The sequence below is a fragment of the Bradyrhizobium manausense genome (assembly GCF_018129685.1).
In the GTDB taxonomy this organism is placed as follows: Bacteria; Pseudomonadota; Alphaproteobacteria; order Rhizobiales; family Xanthobacteraceae; genus Bradyrhizobium; species Bradyrhizobium manausense_D.
In genome coordinates, this window is the sequence record NZ_JAFCLG010000001.1 from 395,945 (window position 1) to 409,864 (window position 13,920).

The 13,920-nt window shown below is 62.8% G+C and carries 13 protein-coding genes; 9 read left to right on the plus strand and 4 right to left on the minus strand.

All coding sequences use genetic code 11. From position 1 onward, the window contains the following. Positions 1-36 precede the first annotated feature (36 nt). The 3 genes from pcsA to JQ621_RS01970 all read left to right on the plus strand — a co-directional run bounded on the left by pcsA (position 37) and on the right by JQ621_RS01970 (position 2,537). Positions 37-762: a phosphatidylcholine synthase gene (pcsA, locus tag JQ621_RS01960; RefSeq protein WP_212232735.1), complete on the plus strand. Its 726-nt coding sequence runs from the start codon at positions 37-39 to the stop codon at positions 760-762. Further along, on the plus strand, positions 759-1,487 hold the full coding sequence (locus JQ621_RS01965) for a TerC family protein (protein ID WP_212232736.1): 729 nt from the start codon (positions 759-761) through the stop codon (positions 1,485-1,487). Before pcsA ends, JQ621_RS01965 begins: the two co-directional genes overlap by 4 nt. A 75-nt stretch (positions 1,488-1,562) precedes the next feature. After that, the gene (locus JQ621_RS01970) at positions 1,563-2,537 is read left to right on the plus strand and encodes a quinone oxidoreductase family protein (RefSeq protein WP_212232737.1); all 975 of its coding nucleotides are present in this window, start codon (positions 1,563-1,565) and stop codon (positions 2,535-2,537) included. A gap of 108 nt (positions 2,538-2,645) precedes the next feature. Here JQ621_RS01970 and JQ621_RS01975 read toward each other — a convergent pair whose 3' ends face one another. From JQ621_RS01975 to JQ621_RS01985, 3 genes are all read right to left on the minus strand, one after another. Then, the gene (locus JQ621_RS01975) at positions 2,646-3,842 is read right to left on the minus strand and encodes an acetylornithine transaminase (RefSeq protein WP_212232738.1); all 1,197 of its coding nucleotides are present in this window, start codon (positions 3,840-3,842) and stop codon (positions 2,646-2,648) included. 266 nt (positions 3,843-4,108) lie between these two features. Further along, entirely contained in the window at positions 4,109-4,750 is a 642-nt protein-coding gene (locus JQ621_RS01980; RefSeq protein ID WP_212232739.1) for a hypothetical protein, read from the minus strand. A 116-nt stretch (positions 4,751-4,866) separates the two neighbouring features. Next, positions 4,867-5,922, minus strand: coding sequence for a tetratricopeptide repeat protein (locus tag JQ621_RS01985; RefSeq protein ID WP_249124589.1), 1,056 nt, complete (start codon positions 5,920-5,922; stop codon positions 4,867-4,869). 123 nt (positions 5,923-6,045) lie between these two features. Between JQ621_RS01985 and JQ621_RS01990 the strand changes: the two genes are divergently transcribed. Beyond that, positions 6,046-6,993: a hypothetical protein gene (locus tag JQ621_RS01990; RefSeq protein ID WP_212232740.1), complete on the plus strand. Its 948-nt coding sequence runs from the start codon at positions 6,046-6,048 to the stop codon at positions 6,991-6,993. An 85-nt stretch (positions 6,994-7,078) separates the two neighbouring features. After that, a complete protein-coding gene (locus tag JQ621_RS01995) occupies positions 7,079-8,341 on the plus strand; it encodes a methyl-accepting chemotaxis protein (RefSeq protein WP_212232741.1) in 1,263 nt (420 codons plus the stop codon). A gap of 21 nt (positions 8,342-8,362) precedes the next feature. Here the strand turns inward: JQ621_RS01995 and rimO are convergent, their stop codons facing one another. Next, complete coding sequence (rimO, locus tag JQ621_RS02000) at positions 8,363-9,682, minus strand: 30S ribosomal protein S12 methylthiotransferase RimO (RefSeq protein WP_212232742.1); 1,320 nt, start codon at positions 9,680-9,682, stop codon at positions 8,363-8,365. Positions 9,683-9,983: 301 nt separating this feature from the next. Between rimO and JQ621_RS02005 the strand changes: the two genes are divergently transcribed. From JQ621_RS02005 to JQ621_RS02020, 4 genes are all read left to right on the plus strand, one after another. Then, positions 9,984-10,673 (plus strand): hypothetical protein, encoded by a 690-nt coding sequence (locus JQ621_RS02005; RefSeq protein WP_212232743.1) that lies wholly within the window; start codon positions 9,984-9,986, stop codon positions 10,671-10,673. 285 nt (positions 10,674-10,958) lie between these two features. Continuing rightward, positions 10,959-11,603 (plus strand): hypothetical protein, encoded by a 645-nt coding sequence (locus tag JQ621_RS02010; RefSeq protein ID WP_212232744.1) that lies wholly within the window; start codon positions 10,959-10,961, stop codon positions 11,601-11,603. 301 nt (positions 11,604-11,904) lie between these two features. Continuing rightward, on the plus strand, positions 11,905-12,495 hold the full coding sequence (locus JQ621_RS02015; protein WP_212232745.1) for an ANTAR domain-containing response regulator: 591 nt from the start codon (positions 11,905-11,907) through the stop codon (positions 12,493-12,495). Beyond that, positions 12,492-13,655 carry a CmpA/NrtA family ABC transporter substrate-binding protein gene (locus JQ621_RS02020; protein WP_212232746.1) on the plus strand — a complete coding sequence of 388 codons (1,164 nt, stop codon included), beginning with the start codon at positions 12,492-12,494 and terminating at the stop codon, positions 13,653-13,655. The genes JQ621_RS02015 and JQ621_RS02020 overlap by 4 nt, the downstream gene beginning before the upstream one ends. Positions 13,656-13,920 lie beyond the last annotated feature (265 nt).

Below are 13,920 nucleotides of genomic sequence, written 5' to 3' on the forward strand. Positions count from 1 at the left end.
GATGTGCAAACCGGCCCCGTTCTGGTAGCAGAGGCCATGGATAGCCAAGGGGATTCCCTCGAGCCGACGCCTGCGATCCGTGCCGCGGCGTTTTCGGTTCACATCTTCACCGCCTTCGGCGCGGCGATCGCGCTGCTGGCCATGATGGAGGCCGTGCGCGAGCACTGGGCGGCGATGTTCGGATGGCTGGGCGTTGCCCTGATCATCGACGCCATCGACGGGCCGATTGCGCGCCTGCTCGACGTCAAGAACGTGCAGCCGAACTGGTCGGGCGATGTGCTCGATCTCGTGGTCGACTTCGTCACCTATGTCTTCGTCCCCGCCTATGCGATCGTGGCGAGCGGCCTGTTGCTGCCGGTCGCAGCGCCCTTGCTCGGCATTGCCATCATCGTCACCAGCGCGCTCTATTTCGCCGATCTGCGCATGAAGGCGGACGACAATCATTTTCGCGGCTTTCCGGCGCTGTGGAATGCGGCGGCGTTTTATCTGTTCCTGCTGCACTGGCCGCCGCTGTGGTCGACGCTGCTGGTTGCCGCGCTGGTGGTGCTGACCTTCGTGCCGTTCCACGTGTTGCATCCCGTTCGCGTCGTGCGGTTGCGCTGGCTGACGATGTCGCTGATCGTCGTGTGGGGCCTGCTTGGATTCTATGCGCTGGAGATGGATTTCCGGGCCGGCACCGGCGTCACCGTCGCACTCTGCGCGATCGCGCTCTGGATCGCCTTCAGCGACGCATTGATCCGCCTGGCAAGGTCCTTCGCATGATGCATCTGTTGACCAGCCCCGAGGCCTGGGCTGCGCTGCTGACCTTGACCTCGCTCGAGATCGTGCTCGGCATCGACAACGTCATCTTCCTGTCCGTGATCGTCTCGCGGATCCCCGAACCGCAGGCCAGCCGCGCCCGTCAGATCGGGCTGGCGCTGGCGCTGGTCTTTCGCATCGTCCTGCTCAGCGCCCTGGTCTGGCTGATCGGCCTGACCGCGCCGGTGTTCTCGCTTCTCAGCTACGATTTCTCGTGGCGCGACCTCATCCTGATCGGCGGCGGCCTGTTCCTGATCGCCAAGGCGACGCACGAGATTCATGCCGAGGTCGAGGCCGATGACGGCGAGGGGAACCAGAAGTCGGGCGGCAGCGCCTTGTTCTGGGTGATCGCCCAGATCATCGTCATCGACATCGTGTTCTCGCTCGACTCGATCATCACCGCGATCGGCATGGCGCAGGACCTCGAGATCATGATCGCGGCTGTCGTGATCGCCTGCGCGATCATGTACATTTCCTCCGGACCCGTCGCACGATTCGTCGCGGAGCATCCGACCACCAAAATGCTGGCACTGGCATTTCTGGTGCTGATCGGCGTCGCCCTCGTTGCGGATGGATTCAAATTCCACATCCCGCGCGGCTACATCTATTTCGCAATTGCGTTCTCGGCGGCGGTGGAATTCTTCAATGTGCTCGCCAAGCGCAACCGCAAGAAAGCAACCAAGCGGTAGCCGTTCCAGGTTGGGGCAAGTTGACAAGGCGGTCGCGATGTCTTTCGCTGGCTGCAGCGATGAGGAGGTCAGGCGATGACCAAAGCGGTCCGTGTGCACAAGGTCGGAGGCCCCGAAGTCCTGGTCTATGAGAGCGTCGAGCTGCCGGCGCCCGGACCTGGTGAGGTGCGCATCCGCCAGCACGCGGTCGGCCTGAATTTCATCGACGTCTATTACCGCACCGGTCTGTACAAGGCGCCCGAGCTGCCCTTCATCGCGGGGAACGAGGCCTCGGGCGAGGTCGTCGCGGTCGGGCCGGGCGTGACGAATTTCCATCCCGGCGACCGCGTCGCCTACTACCACAATCTCGGCGCGTATACGAGCGAGCGCAACATCCCCTGGGATAGGCTGGTCAAGCTGCCCGATCACATCACGCACGAGCAGGGCGCGGTGCTGATGCTCAAGGGCCTGACCGTATGGTATCTCCTGCACAAGACCTTCAAGGTCGAGCCGCATCACCGCGTTCTGATCCATGCCGCCGCCGGCGGCATCGGCCTGCTCGCCTGCCAATGGGCGAGGGCGTTAGGGGCCCATGTCATCGGCACGGTCGGCTCGCGCGAGAAGGCGGAGCTGGCTGAGGCCAATGGCTGCGACCATGTCATCCTCTACAACGAGGAAGACTTTGTCGCGCGCGTCAAACAGATCAGCCGCAACGAGGGCTGCGACGTCGTCTATGACGGCGTCGGCAAATCGACCTTCCCGGGCTCGCTGTCGTGCCTGAAGCCGCGCGGCATGTTCGTCTCCTTCGGCAACGCCTCAGGCCCGGTGCCGCCATTCTCGATCGCGGAGCTGAACACTCACGGCTCGCTGTTTGCGACCCGGCCGAAGCTCAACGACTATGTCGGCACGCGCAAGGAGCTGCTGGAAGGCGCCGACACGCTGTTCTCGGCCGTCATCAACGGCAAGCTGCACGTGCCGATTAATCACGCCTACGCGCTCAAGGACGCCGCGAAGGCGCATATCGACCTGGAAGGCCGCAAGACCACGGGCGCGTCGATCTTGAAGCCGTAGCTCTGCCGTCATCGACGGTTTGGTAGGGTGGGCAAAGGCGCGCAGCGCCGTGCCCACCATTTCTTCATCGAAGGCAACAGATGGTGGGCACGCTTCGCTTTGCCCACCCTACGCGACTCTCCTTGCCGCGCCGGCCTTCGTCAAGATCGTATCGAGACAGCCGATCATCTCCGCGATCTCTCCCTTCGTGACGTTCAGCGCCGGCATGAAGCGCAAGCTGTCGAGCTGCGGCGCGTTCAACAGCACGCCGGCCTCGAAGGCCTGCGCGACGATACCGGGCGCGATCGGCAGCTTGAGGTCGAGCGCGAGCAGCAGGCCGCGCCCCCGCACGCCGCCGAGGCCGTGCCGTGCCGAGACTTTCTGCAGTTCGCTTTCGAGCAGCAGGCCGGTCTCGGCCACCTGCTTCAGAAACTCCGGCTTGCCGACCTCTTCGAGCACGGCGAGGCCGGCCGCGCACATTACCGGGTTGCCGTTGAACGTGCCGCCCTGATCGCCATGCTCGAAGCAGGAGGCGCGCTCGGTCGCAAGCAGCGCTGCGAGCGGCACGCCGCCGCCGATGCCCTTGCCGAGCGTCATGATGTCGGGCGCAATCCCGGTGTGCTCGTAGTGGAACAGCTGTCCGGTCCGGCCCATGCCGGTCTGGATCTCGTCGAAGATGAGCAGCAGGCCATGCGCCTCGGTCAGCGCACGCAGCTCACGCAGGAACGCATCGGTTGCCGGCCACACGCCTGATTCACCCTGGATCGGCTCGAGCATGACGGCGACCGTGTTGCCGTTGATCAGTTTCTCCACCGAGGCGATGTCGTTGAGTTTCGCCTTCTTGAAGCCGGCGACTTTCGGCTCGAACAGCGGCTCGAACGCCTTCTTGCCCGAGGCCGACATCGTCGCCAGCGTCCGTCCGTGGAAGCCGCTTTCGAACGTGATGATCTCGAACGCGCCGCCTTTGTGCAGGCTGCCATATTTGCGCGCGAGCTTGATCGCGCCCTCATTGGCATCCGCGCCGGAATTGGCGAAGAACACCTGGTCGAACGCGCTGTTCTCGACGAGCGCCTGCGCGAGCTTGAGACTCGGCTCGTTGTAGAAGGCAGGGCTCGGCGTCAGCAGCCGCTTGGCCTGTGACGCGAGCGCTTCCGCAACCGCAGGCGGGGAATGCCCGAGGCAGTTCACGGCCCAGCCCTGCACGAAATCGAGATAGCGCTTGCGGCTGTCGTCCCAGAGGTATGAGCCGGCGCCACGGACGAACACGGCCTTGGGCCGTGCGGTGATGTCCATCAGCGCGTCATACGGATGGGTGGCGGTGGTCATGTCGAACTCCTGTTGGGGCGGGTGAAAGCGTGGGCGCAAAAGCAAAAAGGCCGCACCTTGCGGGTGCGGCCTTGTCGAAAACCTGGCTGAATTCAGTGGTTCAGCGGCGTCGTTGGACATGGCGCACCCTCTCATCGTCGCGGGAGCGACGACGGAGCATTTCGGTGCGCTGGTGGGTCCGGTTGATCATGGGGCGGGTGCGTACAGCCGATTGGCAGGGCTTGTCAAGCGGGCGTTTTGCCCAACACCCGCCTGGCGTGTATCGGTCAGGTCAGATGCGCGGCCTCTTCGGCGTCCTCGTCGCCCCAGTCCGCGTCTGCGATCTCGGTGTCGATCAGCTCGCCGCGCATCAGCTTGAGCGGCGATTTCCAGTACAGCGCGATGTTGTGGAAGGGATCGGTCAGCACCTTGAACGCCCACACCAGCCCGGTCGTGACGCCGCGCGTCGCGAACAGCTGCAGCGTGCGCGCCAGCCCGCCGCCGATGCCGATCGCGAGCCACAGCGTACCGACATGGCGCAAGAAGTCGAGACGGCTGGCCGGGGGATCGAACAGTCCGAACAGGGAAGGGAACACGTAGAGCGCAATCGGCGCGCTGCCCCAGACCAGCAGCAGGATGATCTTGCGCGTCTGGTTGTAGCCGACCTTGACCGCTTCCTTGTACTCGTTGCTGACGTCGTTGACGGCGTCATAGCCGTTCGGCTCGAAGAAGAAATGCCCGGTCTGTCGCGTCAGCATCGCGACCCAGCCGATGATACCGGCGAGGGCAGGATCCGTGAACAGCAGCGCGTAGCAGCCAAGGAAGATGATCGCGCTGATCAGGTGCAGCGTCTGATTGACGGTGCTCTGGTGGTAGAAGCGGTAATCGTCGAAGCGCTGTGTGCGCAGCATGTCCGGGAGACGGCTCATCAAAAATCCTCGCTCGCGTTTGAAAGCGAGCGAGAACTAGGACGAGTCCGTGACCTCTGCGTGAATGCATTATAGTGTCACATTTCCGGCGCTGCACCTGACTGTGCGGGCGACGGCTAGTCGACTCCATATGAGGCAAACAGATCGGCGATCCCGGCGTTGATGGCCTTCGCCGCCGCGATATCGCGGTCGGCGCCGGCGGTGTCGCCCTTCTTCCGTTTGGCAAGCCCGCGTCCGTAGAGCGAACTGTCGAGCTCAGGCTTGGCGCCCAGCGCGGCGTCGTAGTCGGCCACCGCCGCATCGAGATCGCCGAGCTTGAGATAGGTGAGGGCGCGGCTGTCCAGCGTGTAGGGATCATTCGGGGCCATTCGCAGCGACTGCTCGCAATCCTCCAGCGCCTCCGGCAAACGCCCGAGAATCGCGCGCGTCATGCAGCGCGAATTGAACAATGCGGGATTGCTCGCATTGGCCTTGATGGCGCGATCGTAATCCTCGAGCGCCAGTGCATAATTTTGCGCGTCGAAATACATGTTGGCGCGCGCATAGAAATCGCGGTCGTTGTGTCGGCCGAGCTCGATCGACTTGGCAAAATCGGCCAGCGCGCGGTCCCGATCGCCACGGTCGCGGAAGATTCGTGCGCGGTTGCCGTAGGCCGGGCCATAGGTCGGATCGAGCTTGATCGCGCGATCGTAGTCCGCGAGCGCATGGGCGTAGTCGTTCTTGCCGAGGTAGGAATTGCCGCGATTGTTGTAGTACCACGCGTCATTCGGATCGAGTCTGATCGCGCGCGTGTAATCCATGATGGCGTGGTCGCGGTCGCCGAGATCGTCATAGGTGATGCCGCGATTGAACCAGGCGGCGGCGCTGTCCCCGTCGAGATCGATCGCGCGGTTGAGATCGGCCAACGCGCGCTCGGCCTCGCCCTTGCGCCGGAACATCTCGCCGCGGTTGGCGAGAGCGACCGCGTTCGACGGATCGGACTGCAGCACCGCCGAGCAACCTTCGATACGCTGGTCCTCGCTGACCCCGTTGTCCTCGCTGTAGCACCATTGGCGCAATTGCGCGGCCGACGGGGATCGGGCGGCGGCGGGAGCGGACAGCGCAAGCAGGGCCATCACCAGGCCGGCTATGGACAGCTTGACGCAAATTCCTGATGTTTCGTCGAGTTTCATTTGTCGGCCCGGTCGCAACCATTGCAGCTCTAGCGCGTTTGTGATCGAAGGACGCGAATTGGTTCGAACCGGTTGCCTGTCGGTTCAGACCAACAGGGCGGGACCATCGAGATTATTGCAGCCTTGTCCGACACCTCATACCCGATCGACCTCGACAGCATCAGAGGCGCGTTTCCGCCGGGCGTCGAGGCGCCGCCTCTGTTGCTGGATTTTGCCGGCTGGCTGAACGGGCGTCCTTGGGGCAGCGTCGGCTGCTTCTCCCTGCAGGGCCAGTTTTCCGACCAGGCGCCGATCTTCGACGGCAGCCCCTTGCGCGATCGCTTCGCGTTGTTCATGCGCCTGCCTGATGGCTCGGCCGTCGGCGGCTGGTACGGCGCTGGTCTCGATCGCGACGATCCCCCGATCGTAGGCCTCGGCTCGGAGGGCGATTACGAGCTGCTGGCGCCATCCCTCGACGCGCTGCTGACAAAACTCACCTCGCAGCAATTCGACAAGGCCTGGCACGATTTGCGGCCGCATGGCGAGGTCGAGCCTCAGACGGTCGAGCTCGCGCAATGGCTCGCGCGGCGGCCGGCCGGGGAGCCCGTTGCATGCGAAGACGGCGCGTCGGAACTGCCGGATTTCCGCGGCTTCGTCGAGAAGTGGAGCCGGGATCGGGAGGAATACTGGGCCAATCACCGCCTGATGGCCGAGCTCGGCTGGCGGCTCGCCGCGCATCTGCCCAAGGGCAAGAACGCCTGGGACAAGACGCATTTCGAGGTCGCCATATCAGGCAAGCAGTATGAAGCACGGGTGCTGTCGCGCGGACCGCAGCCGTTCGAGGAAGCGGCCTCGATCGAATCCCTGCTGCGCGACCTGCGCGAGGAGATGCTGAAGGCGCAGCCCGAACTCGGGCTGTGGTACGCGATGAAGTTCGGCCTCTATGCCGACGGCCGCGTCATGCCGAACTTCGAATACGATGTGCGCCCGATCATCGCCGGCGAGCCGGCACTGCTCGCTGAGGCCCAGGCCGATCTCGCCCGCGCCCCGCGCCCGGAGCGGTGGGTGCCGAAATGGCTGGCTGCTGGCTGATCTCCCCCGAACGGCAGGCAACCAGTAAGTGTTTGGTTAATGTTTCCTTGCTACTCACTGGGCCGCTTCGAATTTGGGGGAGCCCATGAGATTCTTCGGGCGACGGACAAGCCAGGACCGCGATTGTCAGATCGGGCAAGCGGTCTTCGAACATTCGGTTGATGCGATCATGGTGCTGGCGGGACCCAAGATCATCGCCTGTAACGAGGCGGCGGTCAGGTTTGGCGGCTATCGCAGCAAGGCCGATCTGCTGTCCCGGTCGCCGGCCGATATGGCTCCTGAATTCCAGGCAGACGGCCGTCGCTCGTCGGACTGCGTCCAGGAGACGCTCGCGCGGGCGAAGAAGGAGGGCTACGCCCGCTTCGAATGGATCACGCGCCGAGCGGACGGGCAGATGGTCCCGGTGCAGGTCACCCTTGTTCCCGCGGAGATCGATGGCCAGCCCGTCGTCATCAGCTTTCGCCGGGATTTGTCGGAGCTGATTGCCGCGCGGGAAGAGAAGAAGCGCGCCATCGCCAAACTTGCCGGCGAATTCGAGGAAACCATCGGCTCGATTGCCAACGCCGTGTCGTCGGCTGCCAAGGACGTGGAGGCGACGGCCGGCTCGCTGAGCTCGACCGCCGAGAACGCCGCGCAACGCGTCTCGACCGTCGCCGCCGCTTCGTCCGAAGCATCTGCCAACGTCCAGTCGGTCGCGGGCGCGACCGAAGAGCTGTCGAGCTCCGTTGCCGAGATCAACCGTCAGGTCGCGACTTCCTCGAGCATTGCTGGCGAGGCGGTGCAGGCATCCGCGCGCACCAATGATCTCGTGAGGAGTCTGTCGGAAGCCGCAGGCAGGATCGGTGCGGTCACCGAAATGATCAATGCGATCGCGAGCCAGACCAATCTTCTGGCCTTGAACGCTACGATCGAGGCGGCGCGAGCTGGCGATGCCGGTCGCGGTTTCGCCGTCGTTGCCGCCGAAGTCAAAAGCCTCTCAAGCCAGACGGCCAAGGCCACCGAAGAGATTAGCGCGCACATCAGTGCCATGCAGCGGGCGACCGACGACACCGTTGCCGCGATCCAGGGGGTCGGCACGACGATCGGGCAGATCAGTGACATTGCCAAGACGATTGCCATTGCTGTCGAGCAGCAAGGGCAGGCGACCCAGGAGATCGCGCGCTCTGTCAATCAGGCCGCTACGGGCACCAGCGAAGTCGCCAGCAACATCAACGCCGTAACGCAGACGATCGACGCCGCTGGCGCATCCGCCATTAACATGCATGGCGCGGCGGGCCAGTTGTCGCGCCATGCCGATGCGTTGCGCGACAAGGTGTCCGGTTTCCTTAAGGCCGTGCGCGCCGCATAGCGCACGGCGCTCGGTTGATCGTCAGAATCCCGCGACGCTGCCGTGCAGATCGTACTGGTCCGCGCGCTCTATCTTGGCGGTGACGATCTCGCCGACGCGCAAGGGACGGCGGCTCGAGAGGTACACCGCGCCGTCGATCTCCGGCGCATCGGCCTTGGAGCGGCCCTTGGCCACCGTCGGCCCGACCTCGTCGATGATAATCTGCTGGCGCGTGCCGACCTTGCGCTTGAGCCGGCGAGCCGAGATCTTCTGCTGGCGCGCCATCAGCGCGTTGTAGCGCTCCTGCTTGACCTCTTCCGGCACCGGGTTCTCGATCGCGTTCGCCGTCGCGCCGGCAACTGGCTCATATTTGAAGCAGCCGAGGCGGTCGATCTCGGCTTCATCGAGCCAGTCGAGCAGATAGGCGAAGTCGGCATCGGTCTCGCCGGGGAAGCCGACTATGAAGGTCGAGCGCAGCGCAAGGTCAGGACATTCCTCGCGCCAGCGCTTGATGCGCGCCAGCGTCTTGTCCTGCGCCGCCGGGCGCTTCATCGCCTTCAGCACCTCGGGGCTCGCATGCTGGAACGGGATGTCGAGATAGGGCAGCACCTTGCCCTCATTCATCAGCGCGATGACTTCGTCGACATGCGGGTAGGGGTAGACATATTGCAGGCGGACCCAGGCCCCGAGCTCGCCGAGCTCGCGCGCGAGATCGAGGAATTTGGCGCGGACCTGGCGATCCTTCCACGGGCTCTCGGCGTATTTGAGATCGACGCCATAGGCCGAGGTGTCCTGCGAGATGACGAGCAGCTCCTTGACGCCGGCGCCGACGAGACGCTCGGCCTCGCGCAGCACGTCATTGGCCGGACGCGAGACGAGGTCGCCGCGCAGCTTCGGGATGATGCAGAAGGTGCAGCGGTTGTTGCAGCCTTCGGAGATCTTCAGGTAAGCGTAGTGGCGCGGCGTCAGCTTGATGCCCTGCGGCGGCACCAGGTCGAGATGCGGATTGTGCGCCGGCGGCAGCGCGCGGTGCACGGCGTCCAGCACGCTCTCATATTGCTGCGGGCCGGTGATTGAGAGCACGCCGGGATAGGCCTGCTCGATCGCTTCCGGTTCCGCGCCCATGCAGCCCGTCACGATCACCTTGCCGTTCTCGGCCATGGCCTCGCCGATCGCCGAGAGCGATTCCTGCTTCGCGCTGTCGAGGAAGCCGCAGGTGTTGACGATGACGATGTCGGCCCCGTCATGCTTGCGCGCGAGCTCGTAGCCCTCCGCCCGCAGGCGCGTGATGATGCGCTCGGAATCCACCAATGCCTTGGGGCACCCGAGCGATGTGAATGAAATGCGTGGCGCTCTGTCCATATAGTCGCCCGGGACCTACGTCTGAATTGTTCGGATATGTGAACTAAGTAATTGATCCGGCCTGAAAATTCAACCGCTACGCAGCCTCTTACGCTGTAAAGTAGGACTCAGAATTGTTGCGCCGAAAGCTGACGAACCATGCTTGGCTCGAAGCAACGGGAACGGAAGTGGAACCATGCTCTTGATAGAAGCGAAAGGGGAATCGCACGCGATCTGATTGGCAAGATGTCGAGGTCAACTGGCGATCTTTATTGAGCCTGCCGGACGAGCTATCCTCAGTGGCCAGTCATTCGAGAGTAAGATGAAGCGGCAGCAGCTTTTTATGGGCAGTGTCACGCAGAGGCTGATCCCCGACACAGTAATGCGCTATCGCCAGCTTCAGGCCGCGCTCGAAGCAATTATAGCCTTGGATTGGGAGAACATGCGGCACTTGGTTCTTTCTCGCGAGGGGGGACTGGTTTGCTGTCCAGAGTGGGACCAACTTTTTGATTCCCGAAGATCGGGCCGCTACGCGGGTTGGTTCGAAGAGAATTTCGGAAACTGTCCTGCATTTCTCCGCCATCGCGCGATCGACCTGGTCCGCTATCAGCTTGGCACTGGCGGGCCGGCACGGCAGCTAACCCTCCGAGATATGCTCATCGCGAGATCGCGATATCGTTCCAACCTGCAAGGTATCTACTTCTGGCCACCGCGCAGTGAAGGCTTCGTGGAAGCTGACGCTTGCAATTCAATCCGGCTCCGTTTGTATGATTCAAGCGCTCGGAATTGGGGATGGCAGAAAGCAACGTTTGAAGGGGGCATGTCTATGCCTCCGCTCAAGGATGGCGCCGAGATGACGCCGGTACCGACGACGGTCGCAGAAATGGTAACATCCAGCATGGGCTGCCAGGTCAGGATGTATAACAACGACGAACTTCTGGTCGAACCGGTCATCCAGATGCTGCCGTTTCAGGATCTCGCGATTCCGAGCAGCTATTGGCGACTGGCCTAGTTTTTCGCGGACACCGTGGAGCCTTTTCGTTTTCGACATCCCCGGTGCCGACCCAGGTTGACAACGTTGGGTCCTGACGAACGGCATGGCTTCATAAGCGAATGTCTTTGAATCTGTTTCATTGGACGAGAAACAGACTAACCATCGGCGATGGTTGGTTCGGACATGCCAGTGACCGCAATGAGTGACGACCCTCCGTCGTCGTCCACTTTGCTGGAGTTCGGAGCTTTCACGGCAAGTTTTCCTCGGCTAAATGAAGGAACGAGCAACTTGGAGGGGAGGGCCTTGTTCAGATCGGAATTTGTTGCCCGAACAATCACTGTCTTCGCGCTGGTCACGATACTGCTGGCAATATCGTTGCTTGCCACCAGAGGCCTGAATTTTGCTGTGGAATTCGTCGGCGGGATGATCATCGAAGCGCGCTATCCCGAAGCCGCAAGCGCTCAATCGATAACGGATACGTTGGTCCGGACAGGTTTTGGCAGCGTTTCTGTAACGGAGGTCAACCCGTTCGATTTCTACATCGTCTTGCCAACAAGAGACGCTGACCTCACACTGGAGCAGGCACAGCAGCTGGCACACCGGGTGATTGCGGCTCTAGATACAGAACGGCGTCACATAGAGGTGGGTAGCGTCGAGGTCGTTACCCGGAGGGTAGGGCGTGAATCTTTATTACTTGGAGTAATCCCCCTGATCCTCGCGTGCACGGCGATTATGATTCATTCGGCCGTACGGTACGATTGGCGTTTCGCGCTCTGGACGAATTTAGCGCATATTCGCAACATGACCAGCATGCTCGGGCTTTTCCTATCTGCCTATGCTGTCTTTCAATGGGAGTTCTCGATGACCTCGTTGGCGGCGATGAGCTTTGTTGCGATTTTGATAGCTGGCGTCGGCGCCGTAGTTGCATCGCGAGTCAGGCTCCATTGAGCATATGAGCTCTGCTTCGCATTTGAAAACCGGCATCTCGCGCCTTAATGCGCACACGCCCTCATTGACGGGTTGATAGTCCAGATCACAACTGCCTTCCGGCGCAATTTTTCTTCGGAAGTGGACATTCGTTGTCTCAGGGGCACCCGAGCGACACGAAGCTGACCTTGGGCGCAGCCGTCTGATCCATATCCAAATCTGCCTGATTGACAGGCTTGAGCTAGTCCCAATTGCCCATAATTACAACCCTTTGCAGGGCCGTCCGGCATGCTATGGATGCATCGCCTGCCGTGAGTGAGACATGAGCGCCGAACCGTCGCCCAAAATTGTGATCGTCGACGAAAGCCCTGTTCGGGCCGCGATCCTCGAGGAGGGGTTGCGGGAGGCCGGATTCACGCAAGTCGCCCATATCAGGGAAATGCAGAGCCTGCTGGCCCGCATTTATGCTGTCGATCCCGACATCATCCTGATCGATCTGGAAAACCCCAGCCGCGACGTGCTCGAGGCGATGTTCCAGGTCAGCCGCGCGGTGAAGCGACCGATCGCGATGTTCGTCGACCAGAGCGACTCCGCCTCGATCCAGGCCTCGGTCGAGGCCGGGGTGTCGGCCTACATCGTCGACGGTCTGAAGAAGGAGCGCATCAAGCCGATCCTCGATCTCTGCGTGTCGCGCTTCAACGCCTTCGCCAAGCTTCAGGAGGAGCTGGAGCGGACCAAGTCGCAGCTCGAGGACCGCAAGATCATCGAGAAGGCCAAGGGCATTCTGATGAAGGTCAAGGGCCTCAACGAGGAGGAGGCCTATGTGCTGATGCGCTCCACGGCGATGCGCGAGAAGAAGAAAATCGGCGAGATCGCGCAGTCGATCATCACCGCCTCGGAGATGCTGAAATGACCGCTCCCCTCCGCATCGGGTTCATCCCCCTGGTCGATGCCGCCGCCCTGATCGTCGCCGTCGACAAGGGATTTGCGGCCGCCGAAGGGCTCGAGGTCGAGCTGGTGCGCGAGGTGTCGTGGTCGAACGTCCGCGACAAGCTGAACATCGGTCTGTTCGACGCCGCGCATCTGCTCGCGCCGGTCGCGATCGCGTCCTCGCTCGGGCTCGGCCATGTCAAGGTGCCGATCGCGGCGCCCTTCAACCTCGGCATCAACGGCAATGCGATCACGGTCTCGCCGGCGCTGCATGCCGCGCTGATGGAAGAGATCGACGGCGACCGCTTCGATCCGCTCGCCACCGCAAAGGCGCTGGCGAAGGTCGTTGCCGTCAGGCGCAAGGCGGGCGCCGATCCCTTGACCTTCGGCATGACCTTTCCGTTCTCGACCCACAATTACCAATTGCGGTTCTGGATGGCGGCCGCGGGCGTCGATCCCGATGAGGACGTGCGTCTCGTGGTGCTGCCGCCGCCCTACATGGTGGATAGCCTCAGAAGCGGCCATGTCGATGCCTTCTGCGTCGGCGCGCCCTGGAATTCGATCGCGGTCGATCTTGGCATCGGTCACATCCTGCATTTCGTCTCCGACATTCTCGCGCGCGCGGCGGAGAAGGTTTTGGCCGTGCGCCAAAGCTGGGCGGACAAGAATCCGGACCTGGTCGCAGCGCTGGTGCGCGCCGCCGCGAAGGCCGCCGAGTTCATCGAGCATCCGGAAAACCGGACCGAGGCCGCGCGTATCCTGGCGCAGCCTGAGCGGATCGGCGTCGATGCCGAGGTCATCCAGCGCACACTGGACGGGCGACTGAAGATCTCGCCCGACGGCACCTTCCGCGAAAGCGACCGCTATCTGCTGGTCGGTCGCGAAGGGGCAGGGCGTCCTGATCCTGTCCAGGCCGCCTGGCTCTACGCCCAGATGGTGCGCTGGGGGCAGGCGCCGCTGGCGCCTGACGGCGCCAACACGGCCATGGCCGTCTTCAGGCCCGATCTCTACGACGCCGCCCTCGGGCACCGGCAGCCTGCCGAGGCGCCTGCGCCGTTCGGCGCATTTGCCGGGCCAGCGTTTGATCCCCAGGACATTCGGGCACATCTGGAAGCCTTCGGGGTCGGTCGCTGGAAGGCCTGATTCTCGGCCTGCATCCTTTTTGAGCGCGCACGAACATCGGCTAAATTTTGAGCTGACTGCTCGAATTTCGTGAGAGGCTGGCTCCCGTGCTTTTCCGGTCGCGCCGATAATCGATTGAAATCACAACGGTTTTCACCAGCGGGAAGCTGGCACGCAACTTGTATGTTGCAGTGCGGCCAGCTTGTCGCAGATGCCTGCTGAGCCAAGTCCCACAGCAACGAAGCTGATTGGACCGTTGGGTGGCCAGGCAGGCGTGAGCGCCAGC

What these genes read in the sequence shown, in the direction of transcription:
- pcsA (WP_212232735.1), top strand. Translation starts at nt 37, where the DNA reads ATGGATAGCCAAGGGGATTCCCTCGAGCCGACGCCTGCGATCCGTGCC.
- JQ621_RS01965 (WP_212232736.1), top strand. Translation starts at nt 759, where the DNA reads ATGATGCATCTGTTGACCAGCCCCGAGGCCTGGGCTGCGCTGCTGACC.
- JQ621_RS01970 (WP_212232737.1), top strand. Translation starts at nt 1,563, where the DNA reads ATGACCAAAGCGGTCCGTGTGCACAAGGTCGGAGGCCCCGAAGTCCTG.
- JQ621_RS01975 (WP_212232738.1), bottom strand. Translation starts at nt 3,842, where the DNA reads ATGACCACCGCCACCCATCCGTATGACGCGCTGATGGACATCACCGCA.
- JQ621_RS01980 (WP_212232739.1), bottom strand. Translation starts at nt 4,750, where the DNA reads ATGAGCCGTCTCCCGGACATGCTGCGCACACAGCGCTTCGACGATTAC.
- JQ621_RS01985 (WP_249124589.1), bottom strand. Translation starts at nt 5,922, where the DNA reads ATGAAACTCGACGAAACATCAGGAATTTGCGTCAAGCTGTCCATAGCC.
- JQ621_RS01995 (WP_212232741.1), top strand. Translation starts at nt 7,079, where the DNA reads ATGAGATTCTTCGGGCGACGGACAAGCCAGGACCGCGATTGTCAGATC.
- rimO (WP_212232742.1), bottom strand. Translation starts at nt 9,682, where the DNA reads ATGGACAGAGCGCCACGCATTTCATTCACATCGCTCGGGTGCCCCAAG.
- JQ621_RS02005 (WP_212232743.1), top strand. Translation starts at nt 9,984, where the DNA reads ATGAAGCGGCAGCAGCTTTTTATGGGCAGTGTCACGCAGAGGCTGATC.
- JQ621_RS02015 (WP_212232745.1), top strand. Translation starts at nt 11,905, where the DNA reads ATGAGCGCCGAACCGTCGCCCAAAATTGTGATCGTCGACGAAAGCCCT.
- JQ621_RS02020 (WP_212232746.1), top strand. Translation starts at nt 12,492, where the DNA reads ATGACCGCTCCCCTCCGCATCGGGTTCATCCCCCTGGTCGATGCCGCC.